The 22,246-nt window shown below is 63.3% G+C and carries 23 protein-coding genes; 11 read left to right on the plus strand and 12 right to left on the minus strand.

Translation table 11 applies throughout. The features are described 5' to 3' along the window. Window positions 1–77 precede the first annotated feature (77 nt). From F812_RS0118580 to F812_RS24620, 3 genes are read right to left on the minus strand one after another with little or no spacing between them, the layout of a single operon-like run. Window positions 78–527 (minus strand): DUF411 domain-containing protein, encoded by a 450-nt coding sequence (locus F812_RS0118580; protein ID WP_040497730.1) that lies wholly within the window; start codon window positions 525–527, stop codon window positions 78–80. A 44-nt stretch (window positions 528–571) separates the two neighbouring features. After that, on the minus strand, window positions 572–1,090 hold the full coding sequence (gene lspA, locus F812_RS0118585) for a signal peptidase II (RefSeq protein ID WP_020083905.1): 519 nt from the start codon (window positions 1,088–1,090) through the stop codon (window positions 572–574). Then, window positions 1,087–3,519, minus strand: coding sequence for a heavy metal translocating P-type ATPase (locus tag F812_RS24620; protein ID WP_083929010.1), 2,433 nt, complete (start codon window positions 3,517–3,519; stop codon window positions 1,087–1,089). The genes lspA and F812_RS24620 overlap by 4 nt, the downstream gene beginning before the upstream one ends. A gap of 83 nt (window positions 3,520–3,602) precedes the next feature. Here F812_RS24620 and F812_RS0118595 point away from each other — a divergent pair, with 83 nt between their 5' ends. Continuing rightward, a complete protein-coding gene (locus F812_RS0118595; protein ID WP_020083907.1) occupies window positions 3,603–4,013 on the plus strand; it encodes a MerR family transcriptional regulator in 411 nt (136 codons plus the stop codon). Window positions 4,014–4,024: 11 nt separating this feature from the next. On the opposite strand, the gene F812_RS0118600 is transcribed toward F812_RS0118595, so the two are convergent. The 7 genes from F812_RS0118600 to F812_RS24625 form a co-directional block, all read right to left on the minus strand. Then, a complete protein-coding gene (locus F812_RS0118600; protein ID WP_020083908.1) occupies window positions 4,025–4,411 on the minus strand; it encodes a DUF302 domain-containing protein in 387 nt (128 codons plus the stop codon). Window positions 4,412–4,415: 4 nt separating this feature from the next. Continuing rightward, window positions 4,416–4,607 carry an SHOCT domain-containing protein gene (locus tag F812_RS26845; RefSeq protein ID WP_198011110.1) on the minus strand — a complete coding sequence of 64 codons (192 nt, stop codon included), beginning with the start codon at window positions 4,605–4,607 and terminating at the stop codon, window positions 4,416–4,418. A gap of 131 nt (window positions 4,608–4,738) precedes the next feature. Continuing rightward, on the minus strand, window positions 4,739–5,299 hold the full coding sequence (locus tag F812_RS0118610) for a Spy/CpxP family protein refolding chaperone (protein ID WP_020083910.1): 561 nt from the start codon (window positions 5,297–5,299) through the stop codon (window positions 4,739–4,741). 112 nt (window positions 5,300–5,411) lie between these two features. Next, the gene (locus F812_RS0118615) at window positions 5,412–7,571 is read right to left on the minus strand and encodes a hypothetical protein (protein ID WP_020083911.1); all 2,160 of its coding nucleotides are present in this window, start codon (window positions 7,569–7,571) and stop codon (window positions 5,412–5,414) included. Then, on the minus strand, window positions 7,568–9,370 hold the full coding sequence (locus F812_RS0118620; protein WP_020083912.1) for a hypothetical protein: 1,803 nt from the start codon (window positions 9,368–9,370) through the stop codon (window positions 7,568–7,570). Before F812_RS0118620 ends, F812_RS0118615 begins: the two co-directional genes overlap by 4 nt. Continuing rightward, entirely contained in the window at window positions 9,367–10,800 is a 1,434-nt protein-coding gene (locus F812_RS0118625) for a tyrosine-type recombinase/integrase (protein WP_020083913.1), read from the minus strand. The genes F812_RS0118620 and F812_RS0118625 overlap by 4 nt, the downstream gene beginning before the upstream one ends. Before the next feature lie 167 nt (window positions 10,801–10,967). Then, complete coding sequence (locus F812_RS24625) at window positions 10,968–11,741, minus strand: ArdC family protein (protein ID WP_020087493.1); 774 nt, start codon at window positions 11,739–11,741, stop codon at window positions 10,968–10,970. Between the two features lie 293 nt (window positions 11,742–12,034). On the opposite strand from F812_RS24625, the gene F812_RS0118635 reads away from it, so the two are divergent. Both F812_RS0118635 and F812_RS24630 read left to right on the plus strand, forming a co-directional pair. After that, a complete protein-coding gene (locus tag F812_RS0118635; RefSeq protein WP_020087494.1) occupies window positions 12,035–12,715 on the plus strand; it encodes a hypothetical protein in 681 nt (226 codons plus the stop codon). A gap of 176 nt (window positions 12,716–12,891) precedes the next feature. Next, a complete protein-coding gene (locus F812_RS24630; RefSeq protein WP_020087495.1) occupies window positions 12,892–13,659 on the plus strand; it encodes a Crp/Fnr family transcriptional regulator in 768 nt (255 codons plus the stop codon). Here the strand turns inward: F812_RS24630 and hemN are convergent. Beyond that, window positions 13,654–15,162: an oxygen-independent coproporphyrinogen III oxidase gene (hemN, locus tag F812_RS0118645; RefSeq protein WP_198011234.1), complete on the minus strand. Its 1,509-nt coding sequence runs from the start codon at window positions 15,160–15,162 to the stop codon at window positions 13,654–13,656. The genes F812_RS24630 and hemN overlap by 6 nt on opposite strands. Here hemN and F812_RS24635 point away from each other — a divergent pair. Genes F812_RS24635 through F812_RS0118675 form a run of 6 tightly spaced genes read left to right on the plus strand, consistent with a single transcriptional unit; the run spans window position 15,132 to window position 18,471 of the window. Continuing rightward, a complete protein-coding gene (locus tag F812_RS24635; RefSeq protein ID WP_198011235.1) occupies window positions 15,132–15,680 on the plus strand; it encodes a MogA/MoaB family molybdenum cofactor biosynthesis protein in 549 nt (182 codons plus the stop codon). The two genes, hemN and F812_RS24635, sit on opposite strands and share 31 nt — an antisense overlap. Before the next feature lie 2 nt (window positions 15,681–15,682). After that, window positions 15,683–16,909 carry a molybdopterin molybdotransferase MoeA gene (locus F812_RS0118655; RefSeq protein ID WP_040498886.1) on the plus strand — a complete coding sequence of 409 codons (1,227 nt, stop codon included), beginning with the start codon at window positions 15,683–15,685 and terminating at the stop codon, window positions 16,907–16,909. After that, window positions 16,897–17,136 (plus strand): MoaD/ThiS family protein, encoded by a 240-nt coding sequence (locus F812_RS0118660; protein WP_020087500.1) that lies wholly within the window; start codon window positions 16,897–16,899, stop codon window positions 17,134–17,136. The genes F812_RS0118655 and F812_RS0118660 overlap by 13 nt, the downstream gene beginning before the upstream one ends. A 2-nt stretch (window positions 17,137–17,138) precedes the next feature. Beyond that, window positions 17,139–17,612: a molybdenum cofactor biosynthesis protein MoaE gene (locus tag F812_RS24640; RefSeq protein ID WP_020087501.1), complete on the plus strand. Its 474-nt coding sequence runs from the start codon at window positions 17,139–17,141 to the stop codon at window positions 17,610–17,612. Then, entirely contained in the window at window positions 17,609–18,187 is a 579-nt protein-coding gene (mobA, locus tag F812_RS0118670) for a molybdenum cofactor guanylyltransferase (protein WP_020087502.1), read from the plus strand. Before F812_RS24640 ends, mobA begins: the two co-directional genes overlap by 4 nt. Further along, window positions 18,184–18,471: a hypothetical protein gene (locus F812_RS0118675; protein WP_020087503.1), complete on the plus strand. Its 288-nt coding sequence runs from the start codon at window positions 18,184–18,186 to the stop codon at window positions 18,469–18,471. Before mobA ends, F812_RS0118675 begins: the two co-directional genes overlap by 4 nt. 1 nt (window position 18,472) lies before the next feature. Here the strand turns inward: F812_RS0118675 and F812_RS0118680 are convergent, their stop codons facing one another. Further along, entirely contained in the window at window positions 18,473–19,288 is an 816-nt protein-coding gene (locus F812_RS0118680) for a HesA/MoeB/ThiF family protein (RefSeq protein WP_198011236.1), read from the minus strand. 34 nt (window positions 19,289–19,322) lie between these two features. Here F812_RS0118680 and F812_RS27160 point away from each other — a divergent pair, with 34 nt between their 5' ends. Both F812_RS27160 and F812_RS27165 read left to right on the plus strand, forming a co-directional pair. Next, window positions 19,323–20,630 carry an MFS transporter gene (locus F812_RS27160; RefSeq protein ID WP_083929257.1) on the plus strand — a complete coding sequence of 436 codons (1,308 nt, stop codon included), beginning with the start codon at window positions 19,323–19,325 and terminating at the stop codon, window positions 20,628–20,630. Next, window positions 20,630–22,243: an MFS transporter gene (locus F812_RS27165; RefSeq protein WP_020087506.1), complete on the plus strand. Its 1,614-nt coding sequence runs from the start codon at window positions 20,630–20,632 to the stop codon at window positions 22,241–22,243. Before F812_RS27160 ends, F812_RS27165 begins: the two co-directional genes overlap by 1 nt. Window positions 22,244–22,246: the final 3 nt, after the last annotated feature.

Below are 22,246 nucleotides of genomic sequence, written 5' to 3' on the forward strand. Positions count from 1 at the left end.
ACTTATCCTGACAGTCTGAAATCGCGTCAGACGGTGAATAGTGAAAAGTGGTCCTGTCGCAAAACGACTACGCAAAGCTATTCGTAGCGTGCAAATACCTCCGTCTTGCCACCCCGCTTGAGCAGCAGCACCTCATAGGCCTCGCGACGATCGCCGGACTCCATCCCGGGTGATCCTATCGGCATACCGGGGACGACGAGCCCGATCGCGTCGGGGCGCTCTGTTAGCAGCTTCTGGATTTCACGCGCGGGCACATGGCCCTCGACGACATAGCCGCCGATGCGCGCCGTGTGGCAGGCGGCCAACGTGGCGGGTACCCCGGCATCCAGCTTGGCACGCATCAGTTGGCCCATTGCCAGGTCTTTAACCGTCACCTCGAAACCAGCAGCGTGCAGATGCCGAGCCCAGGCATGACAGCATGAGCAGCCCGATGTGGTCATCATCTCGACCGAAGCTGCCCTTGCCGCTGCCGGAAGTAGGATCACGAGAAACGACAGCAACTGTGCGATGCGCCTTCCTTTAGTCATGGTAACGTGAGCGCTCGTCCGGCGGACCGCTGTTGTCGCTCTTATCATCGCGTTTGATCCTGACTGGGTTGGGCGAAACGATCGCCGATGAAACTGGCAGCAAGAAGTACAAGCACGCCGCCCGTGATCGCCACATCGGCCAGATTGAACGTCGGCCAGTGCCAGCCGAAGGCATGGAAATCGAGAAAATCGGTAACAAGGCCGTCACTGCCACGGTCGACGATATTGCCGACGGCGCCGCCAGCAATCAGTGCAAAGCCAAGACGCTCGATCCAGACCCGCGATCGCAATCCGAGCCACACGACGAGAAGGGTCACCAGCAGCGCGAATCCGATCAGCAGCATCCGCGAAAGGTCGCTCTCTGCGGGAAAGAGGCCAAAGCTGATGCCAGGGTTGTAGCCGAGGCGCAGGTTGAAGAAGGGTGTCACCTCAACGGTGCGCCGGGCTGGCGTAAGCCAAGCGATCATCGCTGACTTCGACCACAGATCCAACATCGCGACTGTCATAACGACTAGTCCGAAGGCGACCGGCGATGACTGCAGGAGCTTTGTCGAGCTCTTCATGCGCTGGCCTCCACCGGGCGGAGGTTCTTGCGGCGGTCTCGGGTGGTGCGATCCTGCTCGCGGCCTGTGAGGCGCAGCAACCGTAGGGCATTGAGCGTGACAAGGATGGTCGCGCCCGTATCCGCCATGATGGCGAGCCACAGACCCGTCGCGCCAGTGATCGTCGTCACGAGAAAGATTGCCTTAAGCCCTAGAGCGATGACGACGTTCTGAGCGATGTTGCGGCGGGTGCGTTGCGACAGCTCGATCATGTCAGCTACACCGCCGACATGCTCATGCAGCAGCGCCGCATCAGCCGTCTCGAGCGCCACGTCGGTGCCACCACCCATGGCGATTCCGACGTCAGCTGCGGCCAATGCCGGTGCGTCATTGATGCCGTCACCAACCATCACTACGGTGCCTTGGCTCTTGAGGCGCGCGATCTCCTGCAGCTTGCCGTCGGGGAGCAACTCGGCGCGTACCTCGAGGCCCATCGCTTTGCCGACCGCGCCTGCCGTTCTCCGATTGTCACCAGAAAGCATGATGGGTGTGACGCCAAGCTGGTGGACCCGAGTGATGGCCGCAGCAGCGTCCGGGCGCGGCTCGTCCCGCACGGCTATGAAACCAATCGGCGCTTTGTCCTTGGCGACAATCACGACGGTCTTGCCGCTCTCCTCGAGCGCGGAGATGGTTGGGTGCGTGTCGGGCACGTAGTCCAGGCCGGCCGCATGGCGCGGCGACAGTATTTCGATGCGCGCGCCTGCAACCACGCCTTCAACAGCCTTCCCGGCGATCGCTCGCTGATCGGTCGCAGTGGGCACCGCAATCCCGGCACTTGTGGCGCGCTCGGTGATCGCGCGAGCGATGGGATGGCTCGAGCCCTGCTCCACGGCTGCAGCGAGGCTTAAGAGCGCATCGGCCGTGCCGTCGATGGGCACGATATCCGTGACGACCGGCTTACCAACCGTAAGCGTGCCGGTCTTATCGAAGGCGACCGTGCGAGCGCTGCCGATGGCTTCCAGTGCCGCGCCGCCCTTGATCAGCAGACCGGAGCGTGCACCGGCTGCAAGCGCCGACGCGATGGCGGCCGGTGTCGAGAGCACGAGCGCGCACGGGCAGGCGACCAGCAGAAGACCCAAGCCGCGATAGAACCATGTGCTCCAGTCCGCGCCAAATGCCATCGGTGGCAGGACCATGGTCAGCGCTGCGATCAGGATGGCGATGGGCGTGTAATACCTACTGAAGCGATCAATCAGTCGGGCTGTCGGGGCCTTGGTCGCCTGTGCCTCCTCGACCATGTGGATGATGCGGTTGATCGTATTGTCCTCGACCCGCCGGGTGACCTGAACCTTGAGAGCGCCCGTTGTATTGACGCTCCCGGCGACGACACTGCTGCCGGGCGTCTTCGGAACCGGGATCGATTCACCCGTCACAGCCGCCTCGTCGAGATCGGACGAGCCGTCGATGATGGTGCCGTCGACAGGTACTCGGTCGCCGGGACGCACAAGCACGACCTGACCAATGCTCAGCGAGTCGATCTCGACAGCCCGCGTCACATCGCCCTCGACCAGCAATGCGGTGCGCGGGATCAGTTTGCCGAGCGCCCGGATGCCATCGCGCGCGCGGCGGGCGGCAAGGCCTTCCAGCAGCTCGCCCAGAAGGAACAGAACGTTGACCAGGGCGGCTTCAGAACTCGCGCCCATGACGACCGCGCCCGCGGTAGCGAGCGAGACCAGCATCTCGATGCTGAACGGCGTGCCCGCACGTGCGCTGGCGACGGCGCGGCGGCCGAAATAAGCGAGGCCGATGAGCGCCGTCGGCAGGAATGCAAGCTGCTCGCTTGCAACTCCGCTCAGCCACGCAACGAGGCCAACCGCCGCCGACGCAAGGAGCAATCCCATGAGCCGAGCCTTCGGTGTGCTCCACCATGTCTGCTGATCCTCGTCAGCTGCCGGCGCTGCTCCCGCACGCGATTCGGCCTGCTCACGACCGTCGAGGGACTCGATGTGTTGGGTGCGATAGCCGAGCTTCGTCACCGCCTGGATGACCGTATCCGGGGGTGTCGTGGCCGCATCGAGGCGAACACTCAAGATCTGTGTCGCGAAGTTGACGGCGATGTCAGATGTGCCCGGCAGCTGCCGCACAGCCGTCTCGATCTTGGCCGCGCAGGAAGGACAGTCCATGCCGTCCACACGGAACTTCTCGTCGACGCGAGATATCGGCCGAGGCGCTATCGGCTCGACCCCATAGCCGAGCTTGCGGACGGCGTCCCCGATGGCGTCCGGACGCGTCCCGTCAGCCGAAGCGCGGAACGTCAGAACCTGCGTCGCGAAGTTGACGGTGACGTCCGAGACATCCTCGAAACGGCCGACGGCGGTCTCGACCTTGGCTGCGCAGGACGGACAGTCCATTCCGCTTACTTGGAAGCGATGCTCTTGGACTGCTGGCATGGTTTGCTCCGGAGGATCTTGGCTTGTCATTCAAGGCCATGTTACAACCTATAGCTACTATAGGTTCAAGGGGATCGTTATTGATGACTGGTCAAGAACTGAGCATCGGCGGCCTTGCCGAGCGGACGGGCACCAATGTGCAAACCATCCGCTACTACGAGCAGATCGGCCTGATGCCGCGGCCGTCGCGCACCGAGGGCAACCAGAGACGCTATGCTGCCGACCACGTGCGCCGGCTGGCGTTCATCCGCAATGCCCGCGATCTCGGCTTCACGATCGAAACCATCGTCACGCTTCTCGATCTCGCTTCGAAGCCGGACCGGCTTTGCGGCGAGGTGATTGAAATCGCGGAAGCGAACTTGGAAGTCGTCAGGGAGCGGCTCGCGCGGCTGCGTGCCCTCGAGCGGGCACTCAAGGATTTGGTCACCTCGTGCCATGGCGGCCAGATGAAGGACTGCCGGATCATGGAGGCACTGAGCGATCCTCGCCGGTGATTGAGACGGCGTCAGAGCCTGGCGAGGACTGCCTGCAACTTGGTTCGAACCGTGTGCGCGAGCTCAGTCAACTCCGGTTTGCCAACCCGCTCCATCGATGCGGCCGGATCAATGGCGGCGACCTCGACTTGGCCGTTGCCCACGTCCTGCACTATGACATTGCAGGGCAGCATGGTGCCGATCTTGTCCTCGGCCTGCAGGGCGCGGTGCGCGAGCGGCGGATTACAGGCGCCAAGGATACGATAGGGGCGCCAGTCCACGCCGATCTTCTTCTTGAGCGCGGCGCTTACATCGATGTCGGTCAGCACGCCGAACCCCTCCTCCTTGAGCGCTGCCGTCACCTTGTCGATGGCGGCGTCGAACGGCGCCCGGATGGTCTTGGCAATATAGAAGGTCATGACGTCACCTGCCGAGAATGTCTTGCCTGCGCCGCTGGTACTCCTCGCGATCAATCTCGCCCTTGGCATAGCGCTCGTCGAGCAGGTCGAGGGCGCGGCTGCCGCCAAAGTGCCGCGGCTCATCCGGCCAAAGCTTGCGAACGAGGAAGATGACCCCGGCCACGATGAGGCCGAGAAACAGCAGGGGCATTAGCATGTGCCATGGCCCCCACCACCACATCCATTCATGCATTGGCCAGCCTTGAGGATTGGTCTGCGCCCAGCCCGGCACTGCGAGTACCGGGACAAGGGCCAAAGCCAGGGTGAAGCTGCGGAGCATCGTGGTCCTCACATCATGCAGCAGCCCATGCCGAGCAGCTGATCTGCCTTCGTCTTTTGATCCGGTGTCAGCACGGCATAGAGCGCATCGGTCGCCGGTCTCAGGGCTTTGAGGGCCTCAACCATGCTCTCCATAGCCTTGGTATGAGCGTCGAGGCGAGCAACGGCGGTGCCCGATTGCCACGCCTGCATCATCCCCTGGTGTGTGCCCTGCATGGCCGACTGGCGCGCCTTGACTGCCGTGACGTAGCCGTTCCAGGCCGCCGTCTGCGCCTCGGTGATGCCGAGCTCAGCCTTGAGATAGGCGAGACGGCCCTCGATCGCCGGGCCCGTCATCATCATGCCGGGACCCATGCCGCCCATGGGCATCTGGCCCATCGTCATGCCTTGGCCGCCCATCATGGGGCACCCCATCATGCCGCCGCCCATGGGCATGCCCGGACCCATCATTCCTGGACCCATCATGCCCGGCCCATGCTGCATTTGCTGAGCCTGTACACTGATGGCCCCGGCAAGGAGCGTGGCGGAAACAAGGATGCTCGCAAGGAGCGATTTACGTGTGTTGCGCATGGTCAACCTCCAGACAATGGTAGCATGCAAAAATCTATAGCTTCTATAGCTTGATGAACGCATTGACGGGAGTCAAGTTCAGACCTCCTTGCGCGCGGTGAGGTCGCGGCCCTCAGAACACTCGGATGGCTTTGCGATATTTTGTGATGTCTGCATCGATCGCCTCGCGCTGCAGCGGCGATAGCCGCCTTGTCTTGAGCAGTTCCTCGCCGTCGGTGATGGCCTTGGCCCACAGCGGGCGGTGGCGGTCGGTGATGCAGGAGTTGGGGCAGCGGTCGGGGCGGCACTGGGCCATGGCCGGCCGGCTGTGGTCGGTCTTGCCGTTGAGACAGAGGGCGGTCGCCGGGTCGAAGAAGCAGTCGCTCAACACGCCGACGAACAGCGTCTTGGCCACGTGCGCGAGCATGGCGCGGACGCGCGCGGGATCAGCGATGTGGCCGGGGAGCGGCTCGAGCTTGTCGGCGGCTTGGCTCAGCTCATTCGAGATGCGGGCTGCAGCCGGTCCCATCAGCACCTCGCCGGCACGGTGGTGCTCGAAGTAGGAGAGCACGTCGTCGAGCTGGCCGAGGACGCGCTCGCGCTCGACCTCGTTGCGAAAGCCCGATCGGCTCGAGCCCGCGTAACCCTCGTAGGCAGCGATGCCGCTGTGCTTGTACTGGATCATGCCGGCGACCGTGCCGAACGGCCGGTTCGCGATGTGCCAGGCGACCGTGCGCCGGAACTGGCGCGTCGTGATGCGCCACGGCTTGCCGTCCGGGCCGGGCGGGATGATCGGCGCCTCGGGCGTGCCGAACTGAGCGTTCAGGTGGTCGCGAAAGGTGTTGAGCTGGCGCACGATCTCGGCCGAGATGTGATCCTTGCTGCCGTGGTCACTGAGCACCCTCCACAGCGTGTCGCCACCCCGGCGGTGCCGGATGTGCTCGGTCAGGCGCTCGAGCACCGTGATGGCCTTGGCGACGGGCTCGACGGTGATCCACTTCTCCGCCTGGCCGCGCACCTCGCGCCGCTTGTAGACGGTGCTCTTGATCCGATACCGCTCGATAAGGCCGTCCTCGCTACGCTCGACATCGAGACAACCCGAACGCATCGCCTGCACCTCGCAGTCGCGCATGCCGGTCAAGTAGGCGCAGACGATATAGCAGGCTGCCTGCAGCATGCGCTCCTCGAGGAGCAGAGATTTGGCGTCGAAGCGCAGCCGCCAAGGCTTGCCGGTGTCCGGGTCGATCGAGATGGCCGTGTCCATCCCGCCAACCTCGGTGCCGAGTGCATCGATCGCATCGAGTACGAGTGCCTTGGTCGTCTTGCGGAGCAGCACGTGCTGGGCCGGCTCGGCCTGGGCGTCGAGACCGATATGCAGATGGATGAGGAGAGCATTCACCGGCGGCGTCGAGGTGCCCGTGATCGGATCCTGGCGGACGGCACCATTGTGCGATGTGGTCCAGATCGGCACGCCACGGCCGTTGGCGCGCAGCTGATCGAGATAGGTGATGAGCCGCTGCCGGCGGCGTTGCTTGCGGGTGGACGGCGAGAAGCGCCTATCCTCGGTGACTAGTGTTCTGTGACGTTCCTCCAGCGCCTCGAGCTCGGCGCGTGCGGCTAGGATATCGGCCGAGAAGACGGTGATGTACTTGAGCGACCATTGCAGCAGGGGAGCGATCACCGCCTCGGGCAGGCGCGGCGTCTTGTTCTCGCCCGCGGTCTGCTTCGAGCCGGCGACGACATGCGCCGAGCGTCCCTTCCACGGCAGCAGTACGAGTCCGCCGGACGGCATGTGATCCCGAAAATGGTGGAGATCGACGACGACCTCGAGCAGATGCGCGACCTGAATGGGGCGGCGCTGCGGATCTGCCGTCAGGTGATTGCGGTAGGCGTCGAGCGTGGCTTGATCGACACGGGCGAGATTGCAGTTGCCCTTCTTCTCGGCCACAAACTCTAGGAACCGGCGCGCCCGGTTGAACAGCTGGCGGATGCTGCCGGGCGGCAGGCGGCCGCGGTGCCCGGGAATATCGAAGTTGAGCCGAGCATAGAGAAACTCCCGCAGCGTGCGCGCGACGCTCGCGTCCTCGATGCCGTCGAAATGCGCGGTGACGTGGCAGACCCGTGCGTTCTCGCGAAACACGGCTGGCGACAAATCCCAGGTGCTGTCCTCGAAGCGGGACAAGGCCGATCGCTTGTGGCCGCGGCGCAGGGCTGCGCTCTCCAGCACCGGCTTGCCAGCAAGCTGATGCGGGGTGGCGGCCGGGACGAGCTTCAGGGCCGTTGCCTTGCTCATGCGCGCGTCTCCAGCGGCAGATAGGGCTGATGCTCGAGCGCCTTGGCCTTCTCGCGCGCATCGGCAACGACGGCCTCCGAGAACGCCGGCAAAACTTGCTGTGTGACGCGCGACCAGGGGCGGCCGAACTTGGCCCACCAGTCGGCCTCGGCCATCTCGGTGCGGCGCACGACGATGAAGTCGAGGAACGCGATGATGGAGGGCAGCTTGCGCGCGGTGATGACGGCATTACGGCATTCGAGGCAGCCCCAGAACGGCTCGGCGCACGGCTCGCCGTCGGCCGCGAACGGGCTGTTGTGAAAGCCGCTGCAGCTCGCCAGCCAGACATCCTGCTTGCCGCTCAACATGGACCGAACCTGGGCGGCCGGCACGGGAAGCTGCAGCGTTGAAGGGGCCTTGCGAGCGACCGCCTCCTCCTCGGGCGTGACGATGCGAGGCTGCAGCGCAGAGCTGAGCGCATCGTTGAGGCCGTCGACGACGGCCTGCTCGTGCAGGTGGCGCAGCGATGGCAGATCGGCGTAGTGGCGGGCGGCGACCTCCGGCGTGTGGCCGACGGCGAAGCGGGCCATATCGCCCTGGGACTTGGCGTACCAGAGCGCCTTGTGCGTCTTGCGCAGGCGGGAGAGCAGCAGAGGCAGCGGTTGGCCAGCATCATCGACGAGATTGTGGCGCGCGACCCAGATATCGATCATCTCCTGCGGGTGCAGAAAGCGATCGGCGAGGCGTCCAGTGTGGAAGTAGAGCCATAGGCTGTCGCTCGGCTTGTGCTTGCGGGCGGCCGTCGTCAGCTCGATTAGAGTCCGGATGATGCCGCCCGGCGTGGACGACGCGCCGTCGCGGACGCGCAGCCGCTTCCACTCCGATCCCCGTGCGCGGCGCTTCACATAATCGATCTCGACCGTGCCGGACGCCGGATTGCGCAGGCAGTCGAGGCGCAGAGCCTTAACGCACTCGGGCTCGAGCCCCGTCTCCAGGCTGAGCAGGACGAAGAACGGGATCACGTCCTCGGCGAGCAGATGGCGGCGGGCGTGCAGATCGCGGATCGGCGTGCCGTTCTCGAGACCGAGCAGGTGAAACCGCCGGTAGAACGAGAGCAGGACCGGATGCGTATGGCCGATCGTGCCCTCGGCCTCGATCACCTCGGCGGCGGCCTCGAGGTGACCGCGCAACGTGGCGTCGGCATGCTCGATCGGGGCTGGCGACTTGAGCCGGCGCGTGATGGCCTGGATATCGGCTCGCGCCGCATCACGCAGCTGCTTGGCGACGTAGCCGCTGTAGGCATCCCGTGGCGTCGACCTGCCGAGCGATCGCGCGCTCGTGTAGCCGAGCCGCTGCCGCAGCTTCTCGTCGAGCAGGCCTGGCCGGCCCGCATCGATGGTGCGCAGCGCGATGATGGCCTTGGCGATAATGGTGTGACGGTGAATGGTCGTCACACCCTGAGCCTCGAGCCAGCTCTCGAATCCGTCGATGTGCTCAGCTCGCAGATGCTCGGGGCCGTCGATCGTGGGCGCGGTCTCGTTGAGGAACACGAAGAAGCGCTTCAGGCCATTGAGGTGCTGCAGCACGGTCGAGCGCACCATGGTCGGCGCGAGCTCCCGCAGCGCCGATCCGAAGGCGAGCGCCAAACGACGCGGTCGCAGCACGACGAGTTCGATCAGGGCCGTGCCGCCATGTGCAGTGTCGACGGTGAAGCGCAAGCCGGTGACGGCATCGGATCTCCGTGCCGATGACTGGCCATCGGCACGCTTGAATGAGACCCGCTGCCCCTTGCGCGGCCGCGCCTTGCCCTTGCCGCTCATGCCGCCGCCTTGACCGTTTGCGGCGTCTCGATGCCGGACAGCAAATCCTCGACGGCGGCGTCGACCGTGTCCTGGCAACCGGCCAAATGATCGAGGTAGATATAGGTCGTGGCGACGCTCGCGTGCCCGAGCAGGCGCTGAACTTGCTGCAGGGGATCGCCGAGCAGCCGGCGATAGGCCGCGCCGGATAGATCCTGATCCTTGTGCGCATCGCCGAACCGCTGCCGGATCAGCAACGCCAGCATGTGCACGGCGAAGCTGTGCCGCAGCTGATGCGGGCTGACGTCGAAGGCGAGGCCGGCGGCCTGGCAGCGGCGGGAAGCGCGGGTGAAGGTGACCTCCCACGTGTTGGGAGCGACGGGCAGGCCTACCTCGCTGAGCCACAGGGCGGCGGGCTCGATCGGCGTGTCGTCGTTGCCTCGAATGACGAGCCGGCGGCGCTCGTCCGGTGTCACGGTGTCGAGCCGCATCGGCCTCCGCTCGCCGCTCGCCGTGGCGACCTCGATCCTGCCGGCGTTGACACCGCACGTCAGGGCCGCCGACATGCGCATGATGCCGCCGCGCATCTTGAACTTCTCGACGGCGACGGCGCGCTCGACCTCCAGGTAGCTACGCAGGCGGGCGAGCAGCGAGGCCGGGATGCGGATGGTGCGGCCCTTGTCGCCCTTCGTCAGTGAAGCAGGCAATCGGAAGGCGACCTGCTTGTCGCGGCCCACGCTGGCGCGGATCGCCTCCTCGATCTCCACGGCGAGCAGGGATGAGGCCTCCTCGAGCCGGAGCCCAGTTGAGATCAGGAGATCGGCGAAGAGGGCATTGCGGCTGCCGTTGCGGTCGCGGGCGCCGGGCCGATCGCTGCCCTCGGGGGTGAGCCCGAGCAAGCCGACATCGCGGAAGTGCCGGTAATCCTCGATGGTGATGAACTTGACGTCGGAATGCTTGGCGGCGCGCTCGTAGGCTTGGTTGCGCGTTACGGTCATCGTGCGGCCACGGCCGGATGGCATCCGGCGCCACACGTCGCGATAGTTGAACGGACTTTGGGCTATGAGACCCTCCTCGACCGCCCATCGATAGAGCTTGTCGAGCGCCGCCACTGCGCGGTTCCAGCTTGCGGCGGAGATGCGGTTCGCGGCCTCGTCGTGCCGCCGGGCACGATGGTAGGCGCCCACATCCTCGCGCGTCGCTAGCCACACGGTCTTGCCGCGTGCCTCGTCGAGGAAACGCACCCAGACGAGGAGATCGTAGGCGTAGCTGCGCAGGCTGTGCTGCGAGCGCACGCCATTGAGTGGCAGGTCCGCGAGGAAGCGATCGAGATGGGGATCGTAGGGCGCGCCATCGCGCAGGATGGCCGGCGCCCCTGCCGTCCGGCTCCAGGCGGTGACATTGCCGTTCTCCGCGGCCGACCGCGCACTTGCCTCCAACAGCGTGATCATGAGACGAGCCCCCGCTCTCGACGCACGCACTTGGACATTGAAAAGATGCGCTCCGCCGCTGAGCCCTCCGCTGGTCCGCTACGCGTCCCAGCTCCGGCCTCAGCGGCGGAGAACCACGGCCAACGCTGAGGTCGATGGACAGCGAAATCGTGGCCTCAACGCCCGTATCAGAGTTCGCTGCGAGTCGCGCCGGACTGTCCAGATAATTCACAGCCAGACTGTCCAGATAACGCGACCAACTCCTCGAAGGCGTAGCCTGACGTTCCGAAGCGGCCGCTGAGATCGCGGGCCAGGCGCTTGGGGTTGCCGGACCAGTGGGTCAGCTCGTGTGCTGCGGTGGACTCAAACTGGAACGTCCTTTCGCCCGCATCGTCTTGTGTGAAGTGCTTTTCATCCGGGAGTTGGATGAAGTCGGCGGAGGGGACATAGAATGCCGCCTCACCGCCGACGCGCACATCAGCACCTGTAGCCTCCAGGAGCGCGCGCATTAAACCATGCCGCTCAAGGGGAGGCATGGCGGGGGCTTCAGGAGGCGGGAGATACCCCTGCGTCTGGCTTTCGTGGAAGACGTGGGTGTGCTTGGCGACGAGGCGCTTTCCGTCGTCGTCGGGGTTATCGGCCGAAGGCTCGACATCGTACTGCTTGTAAAAGCAGATGGGGGTCCCTTTTTCGCCAGTCAGCACGGGTTTCTTGAGTTCAAGCCATTGCCGGAAGGTCGCCCAGCGTGACGGGCCCACGTAGCCGCGCTCGGCCGCGGTACACCACAAAACGATGACATTGATGCCGTTGTAGGCGTTGTTGGTGAGTGCGTTGACGGGGAGGGTGAGCCCGATCCCGGAGCGCTGCCACGGCATGCGGTATTCGCCTGGATTGGATTCGATGGCCGCGACGATGGCGTCCGTCACCTGTTGGTAGATGTCGATGGGTGGTTTCCTGGTCATGGGATGCTTCCTTTCTTGAACGAGCCGCATCCGCTGCGCGGCTCGTGCGCCGTCCTGAAGCCGGGCCGGCCGGGGCCCGTCACCCGCAGGGCGCGGCAACGCCGCGAGGCAACGTCCTTGACGGGAGGGCGGCTCGGCTTAGGCGCAGGCTTTCGAGCCGCGCAGCGCGTGAAAGAAGAGAAGCTCTGTGTGTGTGAAGCAGCCGGACCAGATGAGAGGGATGGTGTGTGTGTGCTCTTGCGGAGAAAGCAGCGCTCGCGTATACAATAATCAGTATAAGGAAAGAAATGTGAGTGAGCTTCGATAAGCGAGCTGTTTTGCAGCGTGATCACCCGGAGCGGTATGCGACGACTGGTTTGGATTGGGGGAACTCGGAGCACGACGAGGCGATCGCCAACGGACTTTTTCAGACATTGATGGGCCTGCTTGCCCGACGGCAGGGAGTGCTTGCTCCTGCTGCTGGAGAGGTGCTGCGGCGGCAGCAAGCCCGCATCGAGCAACGCTTGGCGGTTGTTGAGCGTGCTCTCTTCAGGAGGGGTGGGCACGTTCCGCGCCGGATGGAGGACGCGGCTGTTGTCCACGGGCTTGAAAAGATGGCGGATGCCTTTGAGGATGGCGCTGCTGCATGGCTGCTATCGAAAGCCGAAAAGGGGAGCAATGTGCTTGCCGGCACGATGCTGGGTGTTGGCGTGGGGTTCGCGGCGACCGTGCGCGGTCACGGGATGATTGAGCGGTTTACGGTTGGTCCGTTCGGTGGGCTGTCGAAGATTGGGGCAATGGTGACGAGACCTGATGTCCTGGTTGAGCTTGAGGATCTTCCTGAGCTTGATGCGCTGGTGCGGAAGGCACGGGAGATCCCGACGGGGCACGTGGTGACAGCAAACTGTCAATCGAGCGCCTCCTTCTGTGAAGCGATCGATGCGGTGTTGGTGAGGTTGCAAACGCGGGATCAGGAACGGGATTGGACTGCATAAGGAGAGCGGGGAAATCCCCGCCGTGCCTTACGTTGGGTTGGGGTGTTGTTGCATTATTGCCTTTTTGATGCCCGTAAACTGTTTTGATATTCCTCTTGTTGGCTGCTGACCTTTCATGAGCTGTGTGAAATTTGCGCTATTTTTCACTTGTGAGCGATGGGTTAGACTTGATGTGAATGAATATTGCCCCGGCTTTGAATGGGATACTTGGTGATACCAAACGTGTGGCTCCGTTGTTGCGGAGCCGTCTTTTCGGCGAGCTTGATCCGGAGACCGCGGAGCGGGTGGCGCGAGTTGGGATCATCAGGAAATTTGAGCGCAACGTGCGGATCATCAATCAGGGAGATAGCCCTGTTGGGATCTTCATCATCCTTGAGGGAAGGGTGAAGGTGTTCCGTTGCACGGAAGACGGGGACGAAATCATCACCCGCTTGCTGGGGCCGTCGGAAAGCCTGCTGGAGAATGTTGTATTCTATGGAAGGCCGTCGCCAGTCTGTGCGGAGACGGAAAGCGATGCGGTGTTGTTTGCCATCCCTTCGAGCTCGTTGACGCATTGCATCGGAAGCTTTCCGCGCTTTGCAATGAATATGCTTGGCGTTCTGTCCGAACGGACAAATGAGCTCATGTACCAGCTCGAACTGGTCACGATGCATCCTGCGGTCGAGCGTGTCGCGCACTTCCTGCTCCGGGTCATGCTTGAGAGTGGAGGGCCGAAGGTGGAGATCACGCTGCCTTACGAGAAGGCCGAGGTCGCCAACCACCTTGGGCTAACGCCGGAAACGTTCTCGCGTTGCCTGAAATTGCTTTCGGCACGGGGCATCCATGTTCAGGGCAGGCAGGTGCGGCTTGAGGCGCGGGATACCCTCTGCTTCGCTTGCGATCCGCTCAATTCCCACAAATGCAGGGATCGCGATAAAATCCAATGCCGCATGTTCGGGCTATAAGCGCGAATGCCGTTGCGTTGACGGCTTCATGTAGGCGTCAAAGCACGAGGCCAGAATCCTGGTGAAGGGTCTTCCGAGGGAAGTAACCCGGATCGTTCCGTTGATATCGCCCTCGATAAGCCCATCTGTTCGCATCTGCATAAGGTTCTGGGCGTTGGCAACAAGGGCTGTAGGAGGGAAACCGTGTTCCTGCGCAATCCCCGCCACATCGACCTCAAGCCTGCACATGATGGAGGTGATGATGCGTGCGGCGCAGATATCTTTGCGGGTTAGCCTGTAGCCTTTCCATACTGGAAGGCGCTCGTCTTTCATTTGATGCAGGTAATCTTTGATGGAAGTGGTGTTTTGCGAATACCCGACGGGGTATGAACTTATGGAGGAAACGCCGAACCCGAGGATGGTTGGGCTGCTGTCGGTGGTGTAGCCCATGAAATTACGGTTCATAGTGCCCTTTGCTGCGGCCTTGGCAAGGGCATCGCGTTTGTGCGCGAAGTGGTCAATCCCAACGGCTTGGTATCCCCCGGAGTGGAAGACACGCGCGGCGGCGTTGAACAGGCGAAGGCGCTCGACGGCGCCGGGGATTGGGTTTTTCTCAAGCAGCCTCTGGTGGGGTTTCATCCACGGAACGTGGGCGTATCCGTAAAGGGCGATGCGGGATGCTCCGAGGGATGCCACATCGCGCGCGGTCTGTTGGATGCTCTCCGTAGTCTGGAGCGGAAGCCCGTAGATGAGGTCGGCATTGATGGCCTTTATCCCGGCGTCGCGAAGCAAACTGAAGGCGGCGGCGGTTTGCTCGAGGGGCTGTATCCTGCCGATTGCCTGCTGCACCGCTGGGTTTGTATCCTGGACGCCAAGGCTTGCACGGGTGATGCCGATGTCGCCAAGCGCCCGCGCCAGGGGCGCGTCAAAGCGGCGGGGGTCGATTTCAACGGAAACCTCGGCTCCGGGAAGAATGTCGAAATGCGTCCCAATTGCGGAGAACAGACGCTTGAGGTCGTCCGGCCGGTAGTAGGTTGGCGTTCCCCCTCCGAGGTGGATGGTGGAAATATCAAGTCGGTGTTGAAGGCGGCTCGCGGCGATCGCGATCTCGCGTTGAAGGGCCGCAAGATAGTCCTGCATGAGTGTCTCGCTGTGCGTAACCCTCATATTGCAACCGCAGTACCAGCACAGGGATGGGCAGAACGGGAGGTGGAGATAGACGGAAACTGCAGCCTTATGGTCCAACCCGGTCAGCCACGCGTTGATGGTTTGGTAGGTGATCTGGTCGCTGAACTGCACCGCGGTCGGATAACTTGTGTAGCGCGGAACGGGCCGGTCGTATTTTTCGGCGAGGAATTCGCTGGACGTTGGAAATGTATTCATAACGAAGCATGAGGGTATTAAAAGATATCCGGGTTGATGCACATCAATTGGCTTCGATTTGGGCGTGTCAGGGTTTTCGTGGCCATTTTGAAATGGGCCATGAATGGAGAATGATGACAGCCCATCAATTACAGCCTTCACGCCGCGTAGCCGAGCGCCTGAGACACAATGATGAATCGCTTGTCGATTTCGTATGCGGTGGAATCGTGTTGTCCGACCGCGCCAGCCGTGGAGAGTATCCCGATAAGGCAGGGCCTCAAATTGAAGCGAGTCTTGCCGAGCTCGGTGCGGTGAAGGTCCTTCCGGTTCAAGTGGTGCCGGATGATGCAAAAGCGTTGCTTCGGGCGATCGACGAACTTGTGAGGGAGGGGGCGCAACTGGTGGTGACCAGCGGCGGCACCGGCCTTGGCCCCAAGGATATCACCCCGGAAACGTTGCTCGAGCTTGGTGGAAAAACCGTGCCGGGGTTTGGCGAGGTGATGCGTGCCAAAGGCACGGCCTATACGCCCACCAGCTATTTGAGCCGCAGCGTTGCTGTTGTCCATGGAGAAACACTGATCGTTGCTATGCCTGGGAACCCCAAGGCCGTTGCGGAATGTTTTGAGGCCATTGCGCCGATGCTGCCGCATGCACTTGCCACGATGCTGAAAGGGTCATGAGGATGCTGACGAGTTGGGAGGACGCCTCAAAGCGGCTGGAAGGGCTTCGCGTTGACGTACCTGCGACAAAGGAGGTGGTCGGGCCCAGCGTTATCGGGGGCAGGCTGGCCGAGGATATCCGTGCCAAGGTATCCAACCCTCCATTCCGGATGTCGGCCATGGATGGGTGGGCGGTTCCGGTGTGCTGCCTCGATAAGGGAGAAACCGGGCTTGTTATCGGCACAACCGTACTGGCCGGCATGGAAGCGCCGGGGCTTGCGGCGGGGAAAACCTGCGCGGTGATGACGGGGGCACCGGTTCCCGTGGAAGCCGGTGCCGTCATTCCGGTGGAAGACGCGCGTGTGGAGGAGGGGCGTCTTTATTGGAAGGACAAGCTGACGGAAGGGCAGAACATCCGCGCGGCCGCCGAAGACTTTGCTTTTGGGGATGTGCTGCTGAAAGCCGGAACCACGATTGCGCCCCACCATCTTTTGATGCTGCGCGCGGGCGGGGTCGGAACGGTTTCGATTTGCGGCCGCATCCCGGTGGCGCTCATCCAGACCGGCGACGAACTTTGCAATGGTGTGGCGCGCAAGCCCGGTTTCAGCGTGTATGAAAGCACGCGAGCCTGCCTTCTGCATTGGTTGCGCAAGCTTGGCGGTGGCCGCGTGGCGTGGTCGGAAGTGCACGATACGCAGGGAGGATTGCGCAAGGCGCTCGAGGACACGCTCGCGGAGGGGCAGCGTCTTATCGTGACGACGGGAGGCGTCAGCAAGGGTGTCGCGGATTTCGTGCCCGCTGTCGCGGCCTCGCTGGGCGGAGAGGTTCTGCTGCACAGGCTGGCCATAAAACCTTCAAAACCGTTGCTGGTGGTCCGTTTTCCAAATGGCGCGGTGCTGGTGGGGCTTCCTGGTAATCCGGTGTCGCAGGTGTTGGGCCTACAGGCCGTGGTGGCACCCCTGTTGCGCTGCCTTCAACCGCTGAAGGGAATGGAAACCCACAAAGCGAAGCTTGAGGATGAGTGCGGTGGACGGACAGGCTTCCGCACGTTCCTGCGGGCTGTCGTTCGGGTTTCGGCGGAAGGGCGGCTGGTCGTGCGCCCCCTTTCCGGAAACGAATCCCACCGCGTTTCTAACCTGGCGGACTGCAATGCTTGGATTCATGTGACGGGGCGGCATGAGGCCGGGAGCCTCGTCGAGGTTTCGCCCTTTGTTGATACCCACTGGAACCTTGCTCCATGCCGTCCGTGATCTTCACCCTCTATGGCATGGCCCGCGGTGCCCATGGCGGGAGGACGCTTTCGCTTGAGGTTCCGTCACCTTGCACCGTGCGCCAAGCCCAAGACATGCTGCTGGAGAAAATACCTCTCAACGGCCAGGCCATCGCGCTTGCGACGGCGGAACGGGTGCTGAGGCCGGACGATGAGCTTCCCCTGAATAGCGAGGTGGCGGTTCTGCCGCCGGTGTGCGGAGGCTGACTATGGGTTCGGCGTCCGCCCGGCTGGATGTGAACGTGCATCAAGGGCCGCTTGATAAGCGGTTGGTTTCCGAGCTTGCGCTTGAAGGCGATGCCGGTGCGGTGCTGACGTTCGCGGGTGTTGTCCGCAACCTCAACCTTGGGCGCCCTGTGGTGGCGCTGGAGTATGATTGCGCGCCGGATTTAGCGCGGCGGGTGCTGATGAGCATCGCCACGGAAGCGTTGGACCGCTGGAACCTGCGGCTGGTGTCGGTGCATCACGGTTACGGCCGGGTCAACGTCGGAGAGGTGGGCGTTCTGATTGCGGTGGGGGCAGCACGGCGCAATGAAGCCTATGAGGCAAGCCGCTATCTGATCGAGGAAGTCAAACGCCGCGCCCCGGTGTGGAAATGCGAAGTCTACGCGGATGGGGAACGCGCGTGGCTGGAAGGAACCCCCCTGCCGGAGGCGCGGGGTAGGGGCGGCAGCATCGCATGAGCCTGCTGGGGGTCGTTCTGGCGGGCGGCCGCTCAAGCCGCATGGGCACCAACAAGGCGCAGCTCCGGTGGCACGGTGTTCCCATGCTGGACCGTCAGGTGGGCTTGCTCAAATCATCGGGGTGCGATGCCGTCGTCGTGTCGGGTCCTCACGTAAATGGCCACCATTGCATTCCGGATGCGCGCCCGTTCCGGGGGCCGGTGGCGGCGCTGTCCACGGTCGTCGCCAAACTGTCGGGGCTGTTCTGTGTTGCGCCCGGCCGCATGGTGGTGGTGCCGGTCGATATGCCGTTTCTCGATGCCGCGCTGATCCGGCACATGGCCAGCCATGCGGCGCCGCTTTTGGCTTACGCAGGACATCCCCTGCCGCTTGCCATGCGGGTGGATGCCGCATCGAGCGCGGTGCTGGCGCATCATGCCCAGCATCCGAGCCCCTCGCTGCAAGAACTGTGGCGGATGGTGCCGGGCGCGGTTTGGCTGCCTCCAGAAAATACCGCCGCCCTTGGGAATGCCAACACCCCCGCCGAATGGGAGGCCATCGTGCGGCAGGAAAGAAGTTCAGGGCGCCCGTCATGAAACTCCGCATATCAATGGAAGGGGTGCGCGTGCGTCTTACGGCGCAAGAGTTCGCCGAGCTTCGCGCGGGCTTTGTGCGCTTCCAGGCATGGGGGTTTGCGTTTTCGGTGGTGCGGGGAAGGGGGAGCGCGTCGTCGTTGGTGGGGTGGCCGGCAAGTGGGGAAGTGCGCCTCTCGGAGCGGGATTGGCGCGATTTCGAGGCCGAACCGGAAAATGGTATCGTCATTCAGGTGGAGCCTCCTGTCGTGCTGGAGGCGGAACGCCACGGCATCAGGAAAGAATAGTCTAACCGAGGGATTGAACCCTGACATCGCCGTAACGGCCGTCGAAATAGAGGATGCGCCCGGAAAGGGTGGCCCATTGCGCCGGAGAAGAGCGCTGCCAAAGCACCTTCAAAGCTTCCATGGCCATAAGGCTGCCGATGGCGGCGACCAGCGGTGCAAGCACACCCACATGCTCGCAACTGTCGGCGGTTTGCCGGGGCTGTCCCAGCCAAGACTCCAGCGGGGGTGAGTGCGGAAGGAAGGTGCCCACCCACCCTTCAGCGGCCAGCGCGCCCCCGCTGACCAGTGGAAGCCGCGCAGCACGGCAATGCTGCGCAAGCAGTTTGCGGGTCGGCCAGTTGTCGGTGGCGTCGATGATGAGGTCGGTATTTGCAATAGGCGAAGGCAGCAACGATGACGTGATGGCGCGGGTCATGCAATCCACCGTCAGGTTGGGGTTGTTGCGCAGAAGGGCTTCCTTCAGGGCGTCGGCTTTGGAACGACCGATGTCCGACGGTTGCATCAGGGGCAGGCGCCCCAGGTTGGTGGCGGATATCTTGTCGGCATCGACAAGGGTAAGCGCACCGATGCCCGAGGCTCCCAGCATGGCGGCGACGGCTTGACCAACACCACCGCATCCGATGAGGACGATGCGGGCAGCTTTCATTTCCGAAATGCCTTTGTTTCCGACTCCAGAAAGAAGGGCGTGGCGGCTTTCCCGCGTGGTTTCGGCAGAGGTGTGAGGCATTAGCGAAGACATTGTCATGCTGGTCCGGTTGCAAAAGTTACACACCGTCAGCATAAGGAATGATTTCCATCTATTCTTGATGTGACTCAAGTGAGGCTCATGGCGATGGGTCATTTTCCCCACCATGAGTAATGAAATAAGAACCTCACCTGTCGACTGCGCCTCCGCTTTGACACTGAGTACACTCGCGTTCACGGCTTGCTTTGCGGTCTGGACGATTTTCTCCATCATTGGTGTGCGCATCCAGCGAGAGCTGGGCCTTTCCGATACGCAACTGGGGCTCCTGCTCGGAACGCCCATCCTCACCGGTTCGCTGGTGCGCCTGGCGCTGGGCATCTGGACCGACCAGTTCGGCGGACGGGTGATGTTTACGTGGGTGATGCTCGCGGCGGCCTTGTCCACCTTCCTCCTCAGCGGGGCGCAAACGTATACGCAGATCATGCTGGCGGCACTTGGGCTGGGCCTATCCGGCGGGTCGTTCGTGGTGGGCATCACCTATGTTGCGCACTGGTTTCCCCCCGAGCGCAAGGGCATGGCCATGGGCGTGCTCGGGATGGGCAATGTGGGGGCCGCGGTCACCAAATTCGTGGCGCCCTACGTGATGATCGCCTTCGGCTGGCCCATCGTGGCGCAGGTGTGGGCCTGGGCCTTGGTGGTGATGGCTGCCGTTTTCTGGTTCGGCACCAAGGATGAACCGTCTCTTGCCGCGCGCTGCAAGGAAGGCCGCAAGGCCGATGGTTTCCTGCAGCAGCTCGAGCCGCTGAGGGATGCGCGGGTGTGGCGCTTCTCGCTCTATTACTTCTTCGTTTTCGGCGCGTTCGTGGCGCTGGCCTTGTGGCTGCCGCGCTATCTCACGGGCGCCTATGGCGTGGATATCAAGATGGCGGGGCTTCTGGCGGCAAGCTATTCGCTGTCGGCAAGCGTGTTCCGCGCTTGGGGCGGCTGGCTTTCCGACCGCTACGGCGCGCGCGCGGTGATGTACGCCACCTTCTGGGTCAGCCTTTTTTGCTGCTTCCTGCTTTCCTATCCGCCAACCGATTACGTCGTGCACGGTATCGAGGGGCCTCTCGCCTTCAGCTTCAGCTGGAGCGTGTGGAGCTTCACGGCCATCGCGTTCGTGCTGGGGTTCTTCATGAGCTTCGGCAAGGCGGCGGTCTACAAGCACATCGTGTCCTACTACCCCGACCGTGTCGGCGCGGTCAGCGGCATGGTCGGGCTGGTGGGCGGCCTTGGCGGCTGGGTTCTGCCCATCTGCTTCGGCTTCATGAATGACGTGGTGGGCGTATGGAGCGCCTGCTTCATGCTGCTGTTCGGTTTGGTAGCGGTGTCGCTGGTGTGGATGCACCTCGCCATCCGCAGCATGGAGAAGGAGGCGCATCCCGGCCTAAGGCTTCCGCAGGATTTCGGTTCTCAAAAGGAAGGGAACCGCTGATGGCACGTTCTCTCACCCGCTGGGAACCGGATGACGCGCGGTTTTGGTCCGAAACAGGGAAGCGGGTTGCCTGGCGCAATCTCATGATTTCCATTCCGGCGCTGCTCTGCGGGTTCGGCGTGTGGATGATGTGGAGCATCCTGTCGGTGCAAATGCTGCACCTCGGCTTCCCGTTCTCCAGCCAAGAGCTGTTCACGCTCACGGCCATTGCGGGGCTTTCGGGGGCGACGCTGCGCATCCCCGCAACCTTCCTCATCCGTTTGTGCGGGGGCGGCCATACGGTCCTGCTCACAACCTTGCTGCTTCTGTTTCCGGCCGTCGGCGCTGCGCTTGCGCTGCAAAACACCGATACCCCGCTGTGGGTGTTCCAGGGTCTGGCGCTTCTTTCGGGGCTTGGCGGAGGAAACTTCGCAAGCAGCATGAGCAACATCAGCGCCTTTTTCCCCAAACGGATGCAGGGTCTGGCCTTGGGCCTCAACGGAGGGCTTGGCAACCTCGGCATCACGGTGATGCAATTCGTGACGCCCCTCGCGATGACCGCCGCGGTGTTCGGGGGCGCGGGCATGGTGCTGCAAAAGTCCAGCGGAACCCCGGTGGGGCAGATCGCGGCGGGAACGCTCGCCCACCCGCAGAACGCGGGCTGGATGTGGGTCGCGGCGATAGTTCCGCTGCTGTTCGCGGTGCGCTGGGGGATGAACAACCTGGGCGTTTCAAGCGTGACGCCGCGTGTTCCGCCCTTGTCCGAAGCCGGCGTCATCATCGTGAAGCTGTTGGGGGTCGGCGTGGTCATGAGCGCGGTCGGGCTGTGGCTCATGCTTCCCGAAAGCGGCGGCGGCGCAAGCGTGACCATCTCGAAGTGGATTGTCGTGCCCGCCGTGGCGGCGGCCACGGTGCTTGCGATGCGCTTTGTCTTGCCGAGACATGCACAAGAGGGCCTGCGTCACCAGTACGGGATCTTCCGCAACGGCCACACCTGGGTGATGACCCTTATCTACACCATGACGTTCGGAAGCTTTATCGGGTTTTCAGCGGTGCTGCCGTTGGCCATCACCATCATCTTCGGGTTCTCGCACGTGCCCGATGCGGGTGGGGTGTTGACGCACACCACGGTCAACGGGCAGGGGCCGTCGGCGTTCGTGTACGCGTGGATCGGCCCCTTCGTCGGTGCCGTTGCCCGGCCGTTGGGAGGCTGGCTGGCCGACCGGTGGGGCGGCGCCGCGGTTACCCAACTGTGCTCGGTGGCGATGGTGGCGGGGGCCGTTGCGGGCGGGTACTATCTCTCCCTGGCTTACGGGTCCGCAACGCCGGAAGTATACTTCCCGGTTACGCTATCCATTTTCATTGTGCTGTTCTTTGCTTCAGGCCTCGGCAACGGCTCAACCTTCCGCACCATCGGTGTCGTGTTCAACCGCGAACGTGCGGGACCGGTGCTGGGATGGACGTCGGCGGTGGCGGCCTACGGCGCGTTCCTCATTCCGCAAATTCTTGGCGAAGAGATCAAGCGCGGCGAACCCGCCCACGCCATGTACGGCTTTGCTGTCTTCTATCTCGTTTGTCTGGCCCTGAACGGCTGGGTTTACCTGCGCCCCGGCGCGAGACATTTCAACGCGTAGGGA

The sequence above is a fragment of the Hyphomicrobium zavarzinii ATCC 27496 genome (genome assembly GCF_000383415.1).
Classification (GTDB): Bacteria; Pseudomonadota; Alphaproteobacteria; order Rhizobiales; family Hyphomicrobiaceae; genus Hyphomicrobium_C; species Hyphomicrobium_C zavarzinii.